This window comes from Massilia sp. 05N420 (genome assembly GCF_056397205.1).
Map to the genome: position 1 here is coordinate 27108 of NZ_JBFTMX010000056.1, position 14647 is coordinate 41754.

General features: G+C 65.7%; 10 protein-coding genes and 1 pseudogene. 4 read left to right on the plus strand and 7 right to left on the minus strand.

The window, feature by feature from the left end; translation table 11 throughout:
* Positions 1-12: 12 nt before the first annotated feature.
* Positions 13-1356, plus strand: a complete 1344-nt coding sequence (gene tcuC / locus AC1DIX_RS25215; protein ID WP_477328096.1) for a tricarballylate/proton symporter TcuC — start codon at positions 13-15, stop codon at positions 1354-1356.
* Positions 1357-1486: 130 nt separating this feature from the next.
* Positions 1487-2548 carry a porin gene (locus AC1DIX_RS25220; RefSeq protein ID WP_477328097.1) on the plus strand — a complete coding sequence of 354 codons (1062 nt, stop codon included), beginning with the start codon at positions 1487-1489 and terminating at the stop codon, positions 2546-2548.
* An 8-nt stretch (positions 2549-2556) separates the two neighbouring features.
* On the opposite strand, the gene AC1DIX_RS25225 is transcribed toward AC1DIX_RS25220, so the two are convergent.
* Positions 2557-3573 carry a zinc-binding alcohol dehydrogenase family protein gene (locus AC1DIX_RS25225; protein ID WP_477328098.1) on the minus strand — a complete coding sequence of 339 codons (1017 nt, stop codon included), beginning with the start codon at positions 3571-3573 and terminating at the stop codon, positions 2557-2559.
* 101 nt (positions 3574-3674) lie between these two features.
* Here AC1DIX_RS25225 and AC1DIX_RS25230 point away from each other — a divergent pair, with 101 nt between their 5' ends.
* On the plus strand, positions 3675-4583 hold the full coding sequence (locus AC1DIX_RS25230; protein WP_477328099.1) for a LysR family transcriptional regulator: 909 nt from the start codon (positions 3675-3677) through the stop codon (positions 4581-4583).
* A gap of 66 nt (positions 4584-4649) precedes the next feature.
* Positions 4650-5189 (plus strand): PaaI family thioesterase, encoded by a 540-nt coding sequence (locus AC1DIX_RS25235; RefSeq protein WP_477328100.1) that lies wholly within the window; start codon positions 4650-4652, stop codon positions 5187-5189.
* A 1-nt stretch (position 5190) separates the two neighbouring features.
* Here AC1DIX_RS25235 and AC1DIX_RS25240 read toward each other — a convergent pair whose 3' ends face one another.
* The 6 genes and pseudogenes from AC1DIX_RS25240 to AC1DIX_RS25265 form a co-directional block, all read right to left on the minus strand.
* A complete protein-coding gene (locus AC1DIX_RS25240) occupies positions 5191-6261 on the minus strand; it encodes a S66 peptidase family protein (RefSeq protein WP_477328101.1) in 1071 nt (356 codons plus the stop codon).
* A gap of 91 nt (positions 6262-6352) precedes the next feature.
* Positions 6353-9205: a TonB-dependent receptor domain-containing protein gene (locus AC1DIX_RS25245; protein WP_477328102.1), complete on the minus strand. Its 2853-nt coding sequence runs from the start codon at positions 9203-9205 to the stop codon at positions 6353-6355.
* Between the two features lie 181 nt (positions 9206-9386).
* On the minus strand, positions 9387-11189 hold the full coding sequence (locus AC1DIX_RS25250) for an ABC transporter substrate-binding protein (RefSeq protein ID WP_477328103.1): 1803 nt from the start codon (positions 11187-11189) through the stop codon (positions 9387-9389).
* A 60-nt stretch (positions 11190-11249) separates the two neighbouring features.
* Positions 11250-12599, minus strand: a complete 1350-nt coding sequence (locus AC1DIX_RS25255) for a sigma-54-dependent transcriptional regulator (RefSeq protein ID WP_477328104.1) — start codon at positions 12597-12599, stop codon at positions 11250-11252.
* Positions 12592-14433: a sensor histidine kinase gene (locus AC1DIX_RS25260; RefSeq protein WP_477328105.1), complete on the minus strand. Its 1842-nt coding sequence runs from the start codon at positions 14431-14433 to the stop codon at positions 12592-12594. The genes AC1DIX_RS25255 and AC1DIX_RS25260 overlap by 8 nt, the downstream gene beginning before the upstream one ends.
* 84 nt (positions 14434-14517) lie before the next feature.
* A pseudogene (locus tag AC1DIX_RS25265) lies at positions 14518-14647 on the minus strand (acyl-CoA dehydrogenase); the annotation flags it as partial.

Below are 14647 nucleotides of genomic sequence, written 5' to 3' on the forward strand. Positions count from 1 at the left end.
GGAGACAACAGCATGCATACACCTTCGGCACACGCACACGGCAGGGCCAGCCGCGGCTCGACCATCGGCGCGGTCCTGCGCGTCACCAGCGGCAACTTCCTGGAACAGTTCGACTTTTTCCTGTTCGGCTTTTATGCCACCTATATTTCGAAGGTATTTTTCCCTGCGGCCAGCGAATTCGCCTCGCTCATGATGACCTTCGCCGTCTTCGGTGCCGGCTTCCTGATGCGGCCGCTCGGCGCGATCGTCCTCGGAGCCTACATCGACCGGGTGGGGCGGCGCAAGGGCCTGATCGTCACGCTCGCCATCATGGCCAGCGGTACGGTCCTGATTGCCTGCGTTCCCGGCTACCAGACCATCGGCCTGCTGGCGCCGGCCCTGGTGCTGGTCGGCCGGCTGCTGCAGGGTTTCTCCGCCGGCGCCGAGCTTGGCGGCGTCTCGGTGTATCTCGCCGAAATCGCCACGCCGGGACGCAAAGGCTTCTATACGAGCTGGCAATCGGCCAGCCAGCAGGTTGCCATCGTCGTGGCGGCAGCACTCGGCTACGGGATCAACAAATGGCTGAGCGCGGATGAAATCGCTGCCTGGGGCTGGCGCGTTCCCTTCTTCGTCGGCTGCATGATCGTGCCGCTCATCTTCTTCCTGCGCCGTTCGCTGACGGAAACGGAGGAGTTCAAGGCACGCACGCACCGCCCATCCGCCGGAGAGGTGTACCGGACCATGCTCCAGAACTGGAAGACCGTCATCGCGGGCATGATGCTGGTGGCGATGACCACCACCACCTTCTACCTGATCACTGTCTATACGCCGACGTTCGGCAAGACGGTGCTGAAACTGTCGACCGCGGAAAGCCTGGCCGTCACCCTGTTCGTCGGGCTGTCCAACTTCTTCTGGCTGCCGGTCGGCGGCGCGCTGTCGGACCGGATCGGGCGCCGCGCCATCATGATCGCCATTACCCTGCTGGCCATCTGCACCGCCTACCCGGCGCTGTCCTGGCTGGCTTCCGCACCCAGCTTCGCCCGCATGCTGATGGTGCTGCTCTGGTTCTCGTTCTTTTTCGGCATGTACAACGGTGCCGCGATGGCGGCACTGACCGAAGTCATGCCGGAGAAAATCCGCGTCGCCGGGTTCTCGCTGGCCTTCAGCCTCGCCACGGCCGTATTCGGGGGCTTCACGCCGGCGGTATCGACTTATTTGATTCAGCAGACCGGCGACAAGGCTGCCCCGGGCTACTGGCTGACGGCTGCGGCGCTGTGCGGCCTGTTCGCCACCTGTATCCTGTATCGCGGCTCGTCCCGGAAGCATGAAGCGGAGCCCGAGGCTGTGGCGCTGGCGCGCCGTCCGACGGTGCGCTGACACCTCCCCCACACCAGGCCCAGGGTTGCCGGCGCGTAGTCCTGGGCGTGCAGTAACCAGCGGACTCGAAGCCGGCGGCCTAACAGCCGGCAAGAACCAGCCGTGCATCACATCTACTCCCGGAGACAATATGAAGAAGTCGGCCCTCGCGCTCGCCGTCCTGGCAGCGCTTTTCCTGAACAATTCCGCGAATGCCCAGAGCAGGGTGCAGGTCTATGGCCTGGTCGATGCCGGCGTGGAAGCCGTAAACCACAGCGGCGCCAATGACGGCGGCATGGTACGGGTGATCTCGGGTGGCAAGAACACCGCGCGCTGGGGCCTGCGCGGCAGCGAAGAGCTGGGTGACGGCCTGAAGGCGGTGTTCAACCTCGAGGGCGGCATCCTGATGGACACCGGCGCCACCGACGGCCCGCTGTTCAAGCGCCAGGCCAACGTGGGCCTGGAAGGTGCCTTCGGCCGCGTGGTCATCGGCCGTTCCTTCACCACGACCTATGACCTGGTTGGCAAGTTCGACCCGCTGGGCTACGCATCCAGGTATTCGTGGGCCACCACCGGCTCCGCGACCGGCCCCTCGAAGTACGGCATGACGACCGCCTTCGACAACCTGGTCAAGTACACCGGCCATAGCAGTGGCTTCACCTATGGCGCCAGCATCGGCCTGGGCGAACAGGCCGGCAACGCGGCCGACGGCCGCAAGTATGCAGTGGGCGGCTCCTGGCTTTCCAATGGCCTGGGCCTGATGGCCGCCTACGAGCAGATCAACGGCAGCACCGTTGCCGCCACGGGCAATCGCGACAAGAGCACCGCTTTCCACCTGGGCGCCAGCTACCAGACCGGCCGGTGGCGCTACACCGCTGCCATGCGCGGTTACAAGCTGCAGGCGAGCAGGGCCGCGACCGCGGACGTGCGCGGCGATACCTATTGGGGCGGTATCACCTACGTGGCAGGAAAGGTGACGCTGACCGGTGCCGCCTACCACATCAACACCAGGAACCTGCCGGCAGCCCGGGATGCCGACCCGACCATGCTGGTGGCACGCGCGCTGTACGCCCTGTCCAGGCGCACCGACCTCTATCTGGTAGCGGCCCACGCCAGGGCCGAGCATGGCCAGCGGGTCGGCCTGTCGCGTGACGAGCCGGGCAGCGGGACGACGCAAAGCGGTATCACCACCGGCATCCAGCATCGTTTCTGATCACCGCTTCAAAACCCTTCCAGCACGATCTTCCCGCGCGCCCGCCCCGACTCGATCAGCGCATGCGCCCGCCGCAGATTCTCCGCATTGATGCGCCCGAAGTTTTCGTTCGCCGTGGTGCGGATCGTCCCCGCATCGACCAGCTCCGCCAGCCGATCCAGGATGCGGTGCTGCTCGATCATGTCGGGCGTATTGAACAGCGAGCGCGTGAACATCAGCTCCCAGTGCAGCGACACCGCCTTGCGCTTGAATTTCATGATGTCGAGCGGCGTGGTCGGGTCGTCGATCAGCGCGTACTTGCCCTGCGGCGCGATGGCCTCGACGACCTGGTCGAAGTGCTGGTCGCTGTGGGTCAGGCTGACCACGTACGCCGGCTGGGGCAGGCCGGCGGCCGCAATTTCCGAAGCCAGCGGCTTGCTGTGATCGATCACGTGATGCGCGCCCAGTTCGCGCACCCATTCCCGCGTTTCAGGGCGCGAGGCAGTGCCGATGATGGTCAATTGCGTGAGCTGGCTCGCCAGCTGCACCAGGATCGAGCCGACGCCGCCCGCCGCGCCGATCACCAGCAGCGTCTTCCCTTTACCGCTATCGTCGCGTGGCACCTGCAGACGGTCGAACAGCATCTCCCAGGCCGTCAGGCCGGTCAGCGGCAGCGCCGCGGCGGCGCCGAAATCCAGCGAGGCCGGCATGCGGCCGACGATGCGCTCGTCGACCAGCTGCAGCTCGCTGTTGCTGCCGGCGCGGGCGATCGAGCCGGCGTACCAGACGCGGTCGCCCGGCTTGAACAGCGTGAGGTCCGGGCCGACGGCTTTTACGACGCCGGTCGCATCCCAGCCCAGCACCTTCCACTGCCCCGCTTCCGGCTTTGCACTCTTTCTCACCTTGGTATCGACCGGATTGACCGACACCGCGCGCACCTCGACCAGCAGGTCGTGGCCTTCGGCGACCGGGTCCGGCAGCGTGATGTCGACCAGCGACTCAGCTTGGTCGATGGGCAGGTTGTTCTGGTATCCGATGGCTTTCATGTGCAGGCTCCTTGTCGAAATAACGATGCGATGGATGCCATTCTGACCAGCCGCGGCTTTTTGATAAACTGGGCAATCCGGATATCACTTTCAAAGAAATCTTGAAAATCAAGAAGCTGCAGGACCTGGAAACCTTCGTCGCCACCGCCGAACAGGGGAGCCTGTCGGCCGCCGCAAGAATGCTCGACACCTCGCCGGCGGTGGCCAGCGCCAGCCTGAAGCGCCTGGAGGCCGACCTCGGCGCGGCCCTGTTCATCCGCAGCACGCGCAGCATGCGCCTGACCCTGGCCGGCGAGCGCCTGCTCGCGCGCAGCAAGCCTTTACTCGACGGCCTGCGCGAAGCGGAAGACGAAGTACGGGCCGGTCAGGACGCCATCGAAGGCCAGCTGCAGATCTCGATGCCCTCCGACCTCGGGCGCCACGTGGTGCTGCCCTGGCTGAACGATTTCCAGGCGCGCTATCCGGGCGTGAAGCTGAAGCTGCAACTCACCGACCGCCTCGCCAACATCTACCGCGAGCCGGTCGACATCGCGCTACGCTTCGGCGTGCAGCCGGAATCCAGCATGGTGGCGCTGCCGCTGCTGGCGGAGAACCGGCGCGTGCTGTGCGCGTCGCCCGCCTACCTGGCGCGGCATGGCGTGCCGGCCTCGCCGCGCGAACTGGAAGACCACAACTGCCTGTGCTTCATGCTGGACGAAGCCGTCAACGACCGCTGGCGCTTCCGCAAGGGAGACGAGGAGATCGAGATCGCCGTGCAGGGCGACCGCGTGGCCGACGATTCCGAGATCGTCAAACGTTGGGCGCTGGCGGGCCTCGGCATCTGCTACCGCTCGCGCCTCGACGTGCATGCCGACCTTGCCAGCGGCCGCCTGCGCCTGATCCTGCCGGAGTGGGAAGGCGTCAATGCGCCGCTGACGATGCTGGTGGCGAACCGCAAGCAGGTGTCGCCGGCGGTGCGGGTGCTGCGCGAATTCCTGGTGAGCCGCTGCAGGACGCTGTTGGGCAGCTGAAGCCGCCGCCAGCAGACTTGGCGCCGCCGGTGCAGAATGCTCCTTTGATCATGAAAAGGAGGCGGCATGGACGCACAGGCGACGATGGAACAATGGCAGCGGCAGCTGGAGGAAGTGCGGGCACGGGCGGAGCGGAACAGCGCGCGTGCCGGCGTGGTGCCGGCCGATCAGGCGCGTTCGATGACGGGCCTGGCCATCATGCAGGCCCTGCTCGAAGGCCGCTTTCCCTACGCGCCGATCGCCGAGACCCTGGACTTCCGCCTCGTCGACGTCAGCCGCGGGGAGGCGGTCTTCCAGGGCACGCCGCAGCAGAAGCACCTGAACCCGATGGGCACCGTGCACGGCGGCTGGTACGCCACCCTGCTCGATTCGGCGGTCGGCTGCGCTGTGCAGACCAGCCTGGAGCCGGGCCAGGCCTACACCACGGCGGAACTGAGCGTGAACCTGGTGCGCGGCGCGCGCCTGGACGGCGGGCCGCTGCGTGCGATCGGCACCGTCCTGCATTGCGGCCGCCAGCTGGCCACCGCCGAAGGCAAGATCGTCGATGCGCAGGGCAGGCTGTATGCGCATGCGACCACCACCTGCATGGTCTTCAACGCCCGCTGAATCAGCTTACCGCGGGCTCCAGCAAGGTCAAAGTCTGCGCCGCCGTATCGAGGGTAGCGCGCACGCCCACCGGAATCGTGAACTGGTTGCGGATGTGGCCGAAGGAATAGCCGCTCACCGCCGGCACGTGCAGGGACTGCAGGTGCACGTCGAGCGTTTCATCCAGGCTCAAGGACGAGCCCTGACCTTGCGGACCGCAGTTCTCGCAGATGCCGATCATGACCCCGGCCGCCTTGTCCAGGCCCACGGCCAGGTCCAGTTGCGTCATCCAGCGGTCGATCCGGTAGGGCTCTTCGTTCACCTCTTCGATGAACAGCAGGCTGTCGCGGAAATCGGCGGCATAGGGCGTGCCGGCCAGCGCGCTCACCAGCGACAGGTTGCCGCCCATGAGCGGGCCGGTGGCCACGCCGCCATGCACGGTGCGGATCGCGTACTGCGGCTCCTGCAGCGCGCGGCGCGCATTCTCCGCCGACATCGGGATCGTGTAGCTGGCGCGCGGATCCATCAGCACCGCCAGCATGTGCTGGTTCGAGTAATCGGACGGCGTGCTCGAGGCCACCGGGCCGTGGAAGCTCACCACGCCGGCGTGGCGGTGGATGGCCAGGTGCAGGGCCGTGATGTCCGAGTAGCCGAGCAGGATCTTCGGGTGCTTGCGGATCAGGTCGAAGTCCAGGTGCTTGAGCAGCGAGATGCAGCCGGAGCCGCCGCGGATCGCCCAGATGGCTTTCACCTCGGGGTCGCGATACATGCCGTGCAGGTCGGCGATGCGGGCCGCGACCGTGCCGCCGTAATTGCCCCAGACCTCGCGCAGGTAATTGCCCGGCTTGACCCGGAAGCCCAGCGCTTCGATGTTTTTCACGGCCTTCTGGATCGAGGCGTCGCTGGTGTAGCCGCCCGGTGCGATCAGGCCGACCAGGTCGCCCTTGTTGAGGCGGGGAGGTTTGATCAGGTGTTTCATGGGAGAGGTGCGCGGACGCGTGGCCGCCTGGCTTGACAACGCCGCCGGCAGCAGCAGCGAGGCGGCTGCCAGCTTGCCGAAACCGCGCCTGCTGATGGTGCTGTGACTCGACATATGCGCTAGCGTCTGAATTAAACAATGAAAAACGGCCCGCGGGCCGGGGAGACATGCTCCCCGGTCGACGGGCCGTTGGCGATACGGGCGATCAGAAGAACTTGTAGTTCGCCAGCAGCGTGAAGGAACGGCCACGCGGATCGGCCACACGCGGCTCCCAGGTGCTGCCCGCACCCGAGTTGCTGTCGTAGGTGATCGCGAACGGCGGGTCCTTGTCGAACAGGTTCTTGATGCCGGCCGTGATGGTGGTGTTCGGCACGCCGGTGTAGCTCAGGCTCAGGTGGAAGATCGAGTAAGCCTTGACGTCCGGATTGAGGTCGGCCGGATGGACGACGCCGTTGGCCACGCCCGGCAGCAYCTGGTCCTTGTAGCCCGCGCGGTAGACGTTGGTCAGCGTGGTGTTCCAGTCGCCCTGCTTGTAGGTCAGGAAGGCGGTGTGCTTCCACTTCAGGCCGAGGTCGCCGGTGAAGGTGAACAGGCCGACTTCGCTGGGGCCGAAGGCGCTGTTCGTGGTCGCGCGCGACTTCTTCTCCAGCAGGCGGGTACCGTCGATGCTGGCGGTCCAGGTGCCCTGGCCCAGCTTGCCGTTGGTGCGGGCGCCCAGTTCCAGGCCGCGGGTGATGCGCTCGCCGGCGTTCACCCAGCGCTGGTCGACGACGGTCAGGTTGCCGGCGCCGTCACGCAGGAACTGGTCCTTGAACAGGTTGTAGTTCGCGGTCATGGTCGCCAGCGTGAACGAGTCGATGGTGTTCTGCTTGCGGATTTCCCACAGGTCGGCATTCATCGAGAAGTTGGCCAGCGGCTGCCAGACCACGCCCAGCGTGCCCTGCTTGGCGGTTTCCGGACCCAGGTTGGTCCTGCCGCCGGTCCAGATGACCGGGGTGACCGATTCGCAGCCCGGCTTGCTGCTGTCGACCTTCAGGGTCGGGCACTTGGCCGGGTCGGCGAAGTCCTTGCCGGCGTACTGCGACTCGGTGATGCCGTTGAACAGCTGATTGAACGACGGTGCGCGGAAGCCGGTGTTGTACGAACCGCGGAACATCAGCGAATCGATCGGCTGGAAGCGGAACGAGTATTTCGGGTTGAAAGTGTTGCCGAAGCCGGAGTAATGATCCTGGCGGCCGGCGATGTTCAGCTCCAGCGACTTGGTGACCGGGATCAGGAACTCGAAGTAGACCGCCTTGATGTCGCGTTTCTGTTCTTTCAGCGCGTTCTGGTCGTCGAACGGCGCGTTCAGGATGGCCGGACGGGCTGACGCGGCACGGCCGTCGCCGTTGAACGAGTAGCCTTCGCGGCGCAGGTCCGTACCGATCGCGGCCATGACGGCGCCGGCCGGCAGCTGGAACACCTCGCCCGACAGCGCGGCGTCGGCCTGCGTCAGGGTGGTGCGGCCGCCGTACATGGTGACGCCTTCGGCCGAGGTGCTCTTGATCAGGTCGATCGCGGCCTGGCTCTGCTTCTCGCCCGGCAGCAGGAAGGGGTTGATGATGCCGGTACCCAGCGCATTGGCCAGGGCGGCGGTGTAGTTATAGCCCTTGCCCAGGTGCGATTCGGCTTCGCTGTAGGCCTTCGACAGGCCGACGCGGTAGTCGAAGCGGCGGCCGAACAGGGTCAGCGGACCATCGGCGCCGATTTGCAGGCGGCCTGCCTTGCTTTCGGTCTCGATCTCGCGGTTGCCGCACTCCATGCAGCGCCAGCGGTAGGCGATCGGCGAGCCATAGTTGGCGGCAATGCTCGGGAATACCTTGACCAGCTCGTTGTACACCATGTTGTACGCCGAGCCGGTGCTCGGGTAGAACGAGCTGTACGGGAAGTTGACGGTCGACGGCGAAATCTGGTTCGGCGAGAAGCTCTTCTTCGAGGTCACTTGCGAACCGACCAGTTCGGCGAACAGCTGGTGCTCGCCGCGCTGGATGGTCAGGCGCGCCAGGCCATTGTTGCTGGTCACCGGCTGCTGCAGGACGGCCGCACGGCCGGTATCCCATGCGCAGCCGTAAGCGGCGCTCGGGGTGTCCCACAGTTTTTCGTCATAGGCGGCCATGCCGTCGATGCTGTTGCAGCCTTTGCCGCCCGGCAGGTCGAGCACGCTGATGCCGTTGTACAGCTGGGTACCGCCTGCCGCCGCCACGCCGCTGGCGTTGGTGCCCAGCAGGGTCTTGCCGTACGAGGTCGGCGACACGCCGAACACGTTCGCGAACGGTGCGCCGCGGGTGTCGACCGACACGCCGCGGTTCGGCTGGAAGGTGTTGACGAAGTCGCGCTGGCTGCCCTTCAAGGCATTGTTCTCGGCGCGCGCGCCGGTCACCAGCAGGTTGTAGCCGTCCTTGTCGAGGTCGCCCCAGCCGCCGGTCAGGGAGGCGCGTGCGATGTTCGCACCGCCGTGCTGGGTGGCATCTTCGAATGCCTGGGCTTCCAGGCCGTGGTAATTCTTCTTGGTGATGAAGTTGATCACGCCGCCGATCGCGTCGGTACCGTAGATCGCCGAAGCGCCGTCCTTCAGCACCTCGACGCGCTCCACCGCGGCGAACGGGATCGAGTTCAGGTCGACCGCCGAGCCCTTCATGCCATAGGTCGCCACGCGGCGGCCGTTCAGCAGCACCAGGGTCGAGTCGGCGCCCTGGCCGCGCAGGTTGGCGCTCGAGGCGCCGTTGTTGCCGCGCTGGGCGCCGGAGGTGACGTCCGAGTTCGAGGCCAGGTTGTCCGAGCCGTTGCCGTTGACGTTCAGGTTGGCGATCAACTGCTCGGCGGTGACGATGCCCTGGTCTTCCATCTGCTTGCGGCTGATGATTTCCAGCGGCAGCGCGCCTTCCTTGGCGATGCGCTTGATGCTACTACCCGTGATTTCAACGCGCTGGATCGGCTTATCCGCCGGCACTTCCTGTGCAACGGCCGGGCTGACGATGCCGATCAGGGCGATCATCTGTGCTAACTTCTTCAACTTCACGCGTCTCTCCTTGGGTAGTGCTGCGACTGTCTTTTGGGATTTTGTACTGTCAAGTAATGTCTTTGCATTACGTTATTTTGATTTCGAGGGTACGCGGACGTATTTGCGCGTTCCAATGAAAAATCCGGAGCTGAGTATAACTACAGGGAATGTTTAGCTAGGGAAAATCTAGCAAAAACTATCATTTCCCTCGGGTAGCGCGTGCTCTTTCCGCAACATCGACGTCCAGATAACGCCATTGCGTGAATTCGACCGGGTGGCGTTTGTAGTTTTTCAGCCACGGTTGACGGATATCGGCCGAGAGCACATGGGTCAGGGGCACCCATGGGTTATAGGCGTGGATCAGCTGGTTCATCTCGAAATACAGCTTTTGCCGCTCGGGACCGTCGTGCAGGGCGCGCGCCTGTTCGTAGCGCTCGTTATAGGCCGGCAGGTTGAAGCGCGCATAGTTCGCGCGGCCGGCGTTGGGGCCGTAGAGCAGCTGGTAGAAGTTGTCGCCGTCGGGGAAGTCGGCCACCCAGTTACTCTCGAACATCTGCACCTTGCCCAGGCGCGAAGCCTTGATGATCTCGGGCTTCTTGTCCGACTTGAAGACCACGCGCAGGCCGATCGCGTTCAGGCACTTCCGCCACAGCTCGTCGCGCAGGCGGCCGCCGACCGTGGCTTCGCTGCTCATCACCAGGGTCAGGGGTTCGCCGTTCGGCTGGCGTCGAAAGCCGTCCGGGTCGCGCTTGGCGTAGCCGTAGCGGTCCAGCAGGGCATTCGCCAGGGCCGGATCGTAGGGTACCGGGCTGCGGTAATCAGGGTCGTAGCCCAGCACGCCGGCCGGCAGCGGCGAATCCGCCTTCATCGCGAAGCCCTTCTTCAGCAGGGCGATGTCTTCGGCGTTGTTGTAGCTGAGGGAGATGGCGCGGCGCAGCGCGATCTTGTCCTTGGTATAACCGCCGACGACCGGGTCCTGCATGTTCATCCACATATAGTAGGTCTGCAGCACCGGGAAGCGGGTCAGCTGCATGCCGCGCGCGCTCAACTCGGACTTGAGCTTGCCGTCCTGGATCACCATGTCGGTCATCGATTCCGGCACCTGCTCGAGGTAATCGTATTCGCCGTTCAGGAAGCCCAGCATGCGGCCCTGGAATTCCTCGGCAATCTTGACCTCGACGCGGTCCACGCGCGGCAGCTGCCGGCCTTCCAGCGCCGCGGCCAGGGCCTTGTCGCCGGCATCGTTCTGCTCGCCCAGGCTGGTGTGGAAGACGGCGCTGGAGGCCGGATTCTTCAGCAGCACGATGCGGTCGCTGTGCTTCCAGTCGCCGATCATGAAGGGACCGGTGCCGACCGGGTGGTTGCCGGCCTGGCCCGGATAGGCTTCGATCACCTCGCGCGCGACCACGGACGCCGCCGGCATCGCCATGTAGAACAGGAAGTTGTTGTCGGGTTCCTTTAGGCGGATGCGCAGGGTGTAGCGGTCGACCGCCTGCAGGCCCGGGATCTCGGTGGCATAGCTGAAATTCTTCTTGAGCGCTTCGTCGCCCACCAGCTTGCCGTCGAAGATGTAGCCGAAGGGCGAATGCAGGGTCGGGTCGTACAGGCGCTTGAAGCTGTACACATAGTCCTGGGCCGTGACTTCACGCTTGCCGCCCTTGAAGGCCGGGTCCGGCGTGAAATGGATGCCGGGACGGATGCGGAAGGTGTAAGTGCGGCCGCCGTCGTCCACCGTCGGCAGGCCGGTTGCCGTATTCCCCTGCAGTTTTACCGGCCGCGCCAGGTAGTCGTAGCGCAGGAGCGGGTCGAACAGGTTTTCCAGCAGCGACAAGGTGGCCAGATCCGAGCCGACCGCCGGATCGAGGCCGGCCTCGCTGGTCGACAGGAACATGTGCAAGACCTTGGTCGGCTCGCCGGCTGGCGCGGCCTGGACCGGCGAGTGCAGCAGGGCGAACGAGAAAGACAAGGAGGCAGCGGCGGCGAGGAATCGGGGTATCGGCATGGCGGGGTCCTGAAAGCGTTGCGTATCATAGGCCCAGGCCTTAGCGATAAGCAATACGCGTCAGCGGAATTGCGCGGTTGAGATGTCGAAACGCTTCAGCTTGTCGTACAGGGTCTTTTTCGGGATGTTCAGGCTTTGCGCGGCATCGATGATGTTACCGCCATGGCGGCGCAGCGCCTCTTCGATGATCGAGCGCTCGAAGGCGTCGACCTGTTCCGCCAGCGAGACTTCGCGCCTGGCTTCGGCCGGCGCCAGGCTATCGTCGAGCAGTCCCAGCACGAAGCGGTCGGCCACGTTCTGCAGTTCGCGCACATTGCCGGACCAGCGATGCGCCATCAGCGCATGCAGCAGTTCCTCGCCCACCAGCGGGGCCGGCTGGCCGTAGCGCCGCGCCGCCTGCAGCACGAAGAATTCGAACAGCAGCGGAATGTCTTCGCGCCGGTTGCGCAGGGCCGGCAGGGTCAGGCTGGCCACGTTCAGGCGGTAATACAGGTCGGCGCGGAAGCTGCCCTGCTCCGCCAGCGCCGCCAGGTCTTCCTTGGCCGCGGTGATGACGCGGAAGTTCACCGGAATCAGGCGGTTCGAGCCGAGCCGCTCGACCTTGCGTTCCTGCAGCACGCGCAGCAGCTTGACCTGCAGCGCCAGCGGCATGCTTTCGATTTCGTCGAGGAACAGGGTGCCGCCGTTGGCATACTCGATCTTGCCGATGCGCTGGCGCTGGGCGCCCGTGAAGGCGCCCTCCTCGTGGCCGAACAGTTCCGATTCGAACATCGACTCCGGCAGGGCGCCGCAATTCAGGGCCACGAAGGGATGCTGGCTGCGTTCGCTGAACTCGTGCAGGCAGCGCGCGATCAATTCCTTGCCGGTGCCGGTTTCGCCCAGGATGATCACGTCGGCATCCTTGGGGGCCAGGTTCAGCACCAGCTGGCGCACCCGGGTCATCGCACTGCTGCGCCCGATCACCCGGGCCTCGATGCCGGCGCGGTTGTCCAGCTGGCGCCGCAAGTCCAGGTTCTCCAGCACCAGGCGCCGCTTGTCGAGCGCGCGCCGGCAGACTTCGAGCAGCAGGTCGGTGGAAAACGGCTTCTCGATGAAGTCGTAGGCGCCCTGGCGCATGGCGTCGACCGCCATCGAGACGTCGCCATGGCCGGTCACCAGGATCACCGGCAGGGTCGCATCCTCCTCGACCGCCATCTTCAGCAGCTTCAGGCCGTCGATGCCCGGCAGCCTGACGTCGCTCAGCAGGATGCCGCGGAAGGCCGGCGACAGGTGGGGCAGCGCCTCCTCGGCCGTGGCGCAGGCGATGACGTTCAGCCCGGCCAGTTCGAGCGCCTGGCGCACGCCCTTGCGGACCACGGCATCGTCTTCCACGTACAGCACTTGCATGCCGTCGGAGCTGGTTTCAAGCATGGGATTCCCTATGGCAGGTGAAGCTGATGATGAACTGGGCGCCGCCGCCTTCGCTCGCGGTGCGGTTGCGGACCGTCAGCGCGCCGCCGGCGGCGCGGACGATGCCGGCGCTGATCGACAGGCCGAGTCCCAGTCCCTGCTCCTTGGTGGTGTAGAAGGGTTCGAAGATGCGGTCGATGAGGGATACCGGCACGCCCGGACCGTTGTCGCTGACCTCGATCGTGACCTGCTCCCCGTCCTGCCGCACGACGACGGCGATATGCACTTCGCCCGGCGCCGCCACCGCCTCGATCGCGTTCGACACCAGGTTGGTGAACACCTGTTCGAGCCGGATCGGATTGCAGGGCACCAGTACGTCGTGCCCGGGCCATTCCTCCGTCAGCACCAGGCGCTCGCTGCCCGGACGGGTGCGGATCTGCAGCATGGTCTGGGCAAAGGCGGTGCGCACGCTGGCCGACTGCTTGCCGTCGTCGCTGCGGCGGGCAAACCCCTTCAGTTGCGAAGTGATGTAGCCGAGCCGCTTGACCAGGTCGGAAATGGTGCTCAGGTTGTCCAGCGCGTCGTCGATGCGGCCGCGCGCCAGCAGCACCCGGGTATTGTCGGAGAAGGTCTGCAGCGCCGCCAATGGCTGGTTGAGTTCGTGCGTGACGCCGGCCGCCATCTGGCCGATCGCCGCCAGCTTGCCGCTCTGGACAAGCTCGGACTGGGCATAGCGCAGGGTCCGCTCGGCGCGTTCGCGCTCGCTCACCTCGGCCTGCAGGCGCAGGTTGGCGCTTTGCAGGTCGGCGGTGCGCTGGGCCACCTTGACCTCGAGTTCGGCATAGGCCTGAGACAGCGCCTGCTGGGCATTCAGGCGGTCGCGGACGCGGCTGCGGCGCTGGCCGGCATACAGGGCGCCCAGCATGAGTAAGGCCCAGCCGAGGGCGGCGGCAATCGCCGCATTCCTGGCCGCCGCCCGCACCTGGTCGAGTTCGGCGAGCACGGTGATGTCCCACTCCAGCGGCGCCAGTCGATGGCTGACCGCCAGGTAGTCGGTGCGATTGTCGAAGGAGAGCACCGAGGCGCCGTCGGCAAAGCGCTCCCTCACCTGGTGCGGCAACAAGGTCAGGTCTTCGCGGTAGAACTGGCGCTGCTCGCGGATGCTGCGCTGGGCGGCCTCGGACAGCGGCGCCTCGAGCTTGAACTTGAAGCCCTCGAAGGAAGACAGCAGGATCACGCCGTTGCCGTCCTTGACCAGGATCTGCTCGCTGCCGCCGTGCGAGCGCCACGAGCGCTCCAGCCAGTCGAGGTTGACCTTGGCGACGGCCACGCCGATCACCCGCTCGTGCCGCCACACGGGCTGCGCGATGAAATAGCCGGCCTCGCCGGTGGACACGCCGATGCCGTAATAGCGGCCGGTGCCGCCGGCCGCGGCCTGCTTGAAATAGGGACGGAAGCCGTAGTTCTGGCCGACATAGGAGGTCGGCTCCTTCCAGTTGCTCGAGGCCAGCGTGGTGCCGTCCAGGCCGATCACATAGACGGCGAAGGCACCGGCGCGCCGGTTGATGCGTTCGAGGTAGGCATTCACCTCGCCCGCGGACACGCCGCCCTCATGCTCCAGCAGGGCGGACACCAGGTCGCTCTGGGCGATCGCCAGCGGCAGGAATTCGTAGCGGTCGATCACGCCGCCGATGGTGGAACCATAGACCTCGGCCCGCGAGGCCAGGGTACGGTGCAGCTCGTTCAGATGGCGGCTCTTGACGATCGCGTAGGCGGACACGGTGACGAGCACCAGCGTGCATGCCGCGAAGGCGGCACCGAGCTTCCGATTCGATCTCCAACTGCGCAAAGCCATTGCATTCCTGTCCACATGACTCCCGGGTCAGCGGCCCCGGGCGAGCGCGCAGTATCTCATGCGTGCCCGCCCGGGAGGCAAGGATCAGAAGGCCGCGATGCCGGTCTGCGCACGGCCCAGGATCAGGGCGTGGATGTCGTGCGTGCCCTCATAGGTGTTGACCACCTCGAGGTTGACCATGTGGCGGATGATGCCGAACTCGTCGGAGATACCG

Coding starts and splice junctions, on each gene's coding strand:
- tcuC (WP_477328096.1), top strand. CDS start 13: ATGCATACACCTTCGGCACACGCACACGGCAGGGCCAGCCGCGGCTCG.
- AC1DIX_RS25220 (WP_477328097.1), top strand. CDS start 1,487: ATGAAGAAGTCGGCCCTCGCGCTCGCCGTCCTGGCAGCGCTTTTCCTG.
- AC1DIX_RS25225 (WP_477328098.1), bottom strand. CDS start 3,573: ATGAAAGCCATCGGATACCAGAACAACCTGCCCATCGACCAAGCTGAG.
- AC1DIX_RS25235 (WP_477328100.1), top strand. CDS start 4,650: ATGGACGCACAGGCGACGATGGAACAATGGCAGCGGCAGCTGGAGGAA.
- AC1DIX_RS25240 (WP_477328101.1), bottom strand. CDS start 6,261: ATGTCGAGTCACAGCACCATCAGCAGGCGCGGTTTCGGCAAGCTGGCA.
- AC1DIX_RS25250 (WP_477328103.1), bottom strand. CDS start 11,189: ATGCCGATACCCCGATTCCTCGCCGCCGCTGCCTCCTTGTCTTTCTCG.
- AC1DIX_RS25255 (WP_477328104.1), bottom strand. CDS start 12,599: ATGCTTGAAACCAGCTCCGACGGCATGCAAGTGCTGTACGTGGAAGAC.
- AC1DIX_RS25260 (WP_477328105.1), bottom strand. CDS start 14,433: ATGGCTTTGCGCAGTTGGAGATCGAATCGGAAGCTCGGTGCCGCCTTC.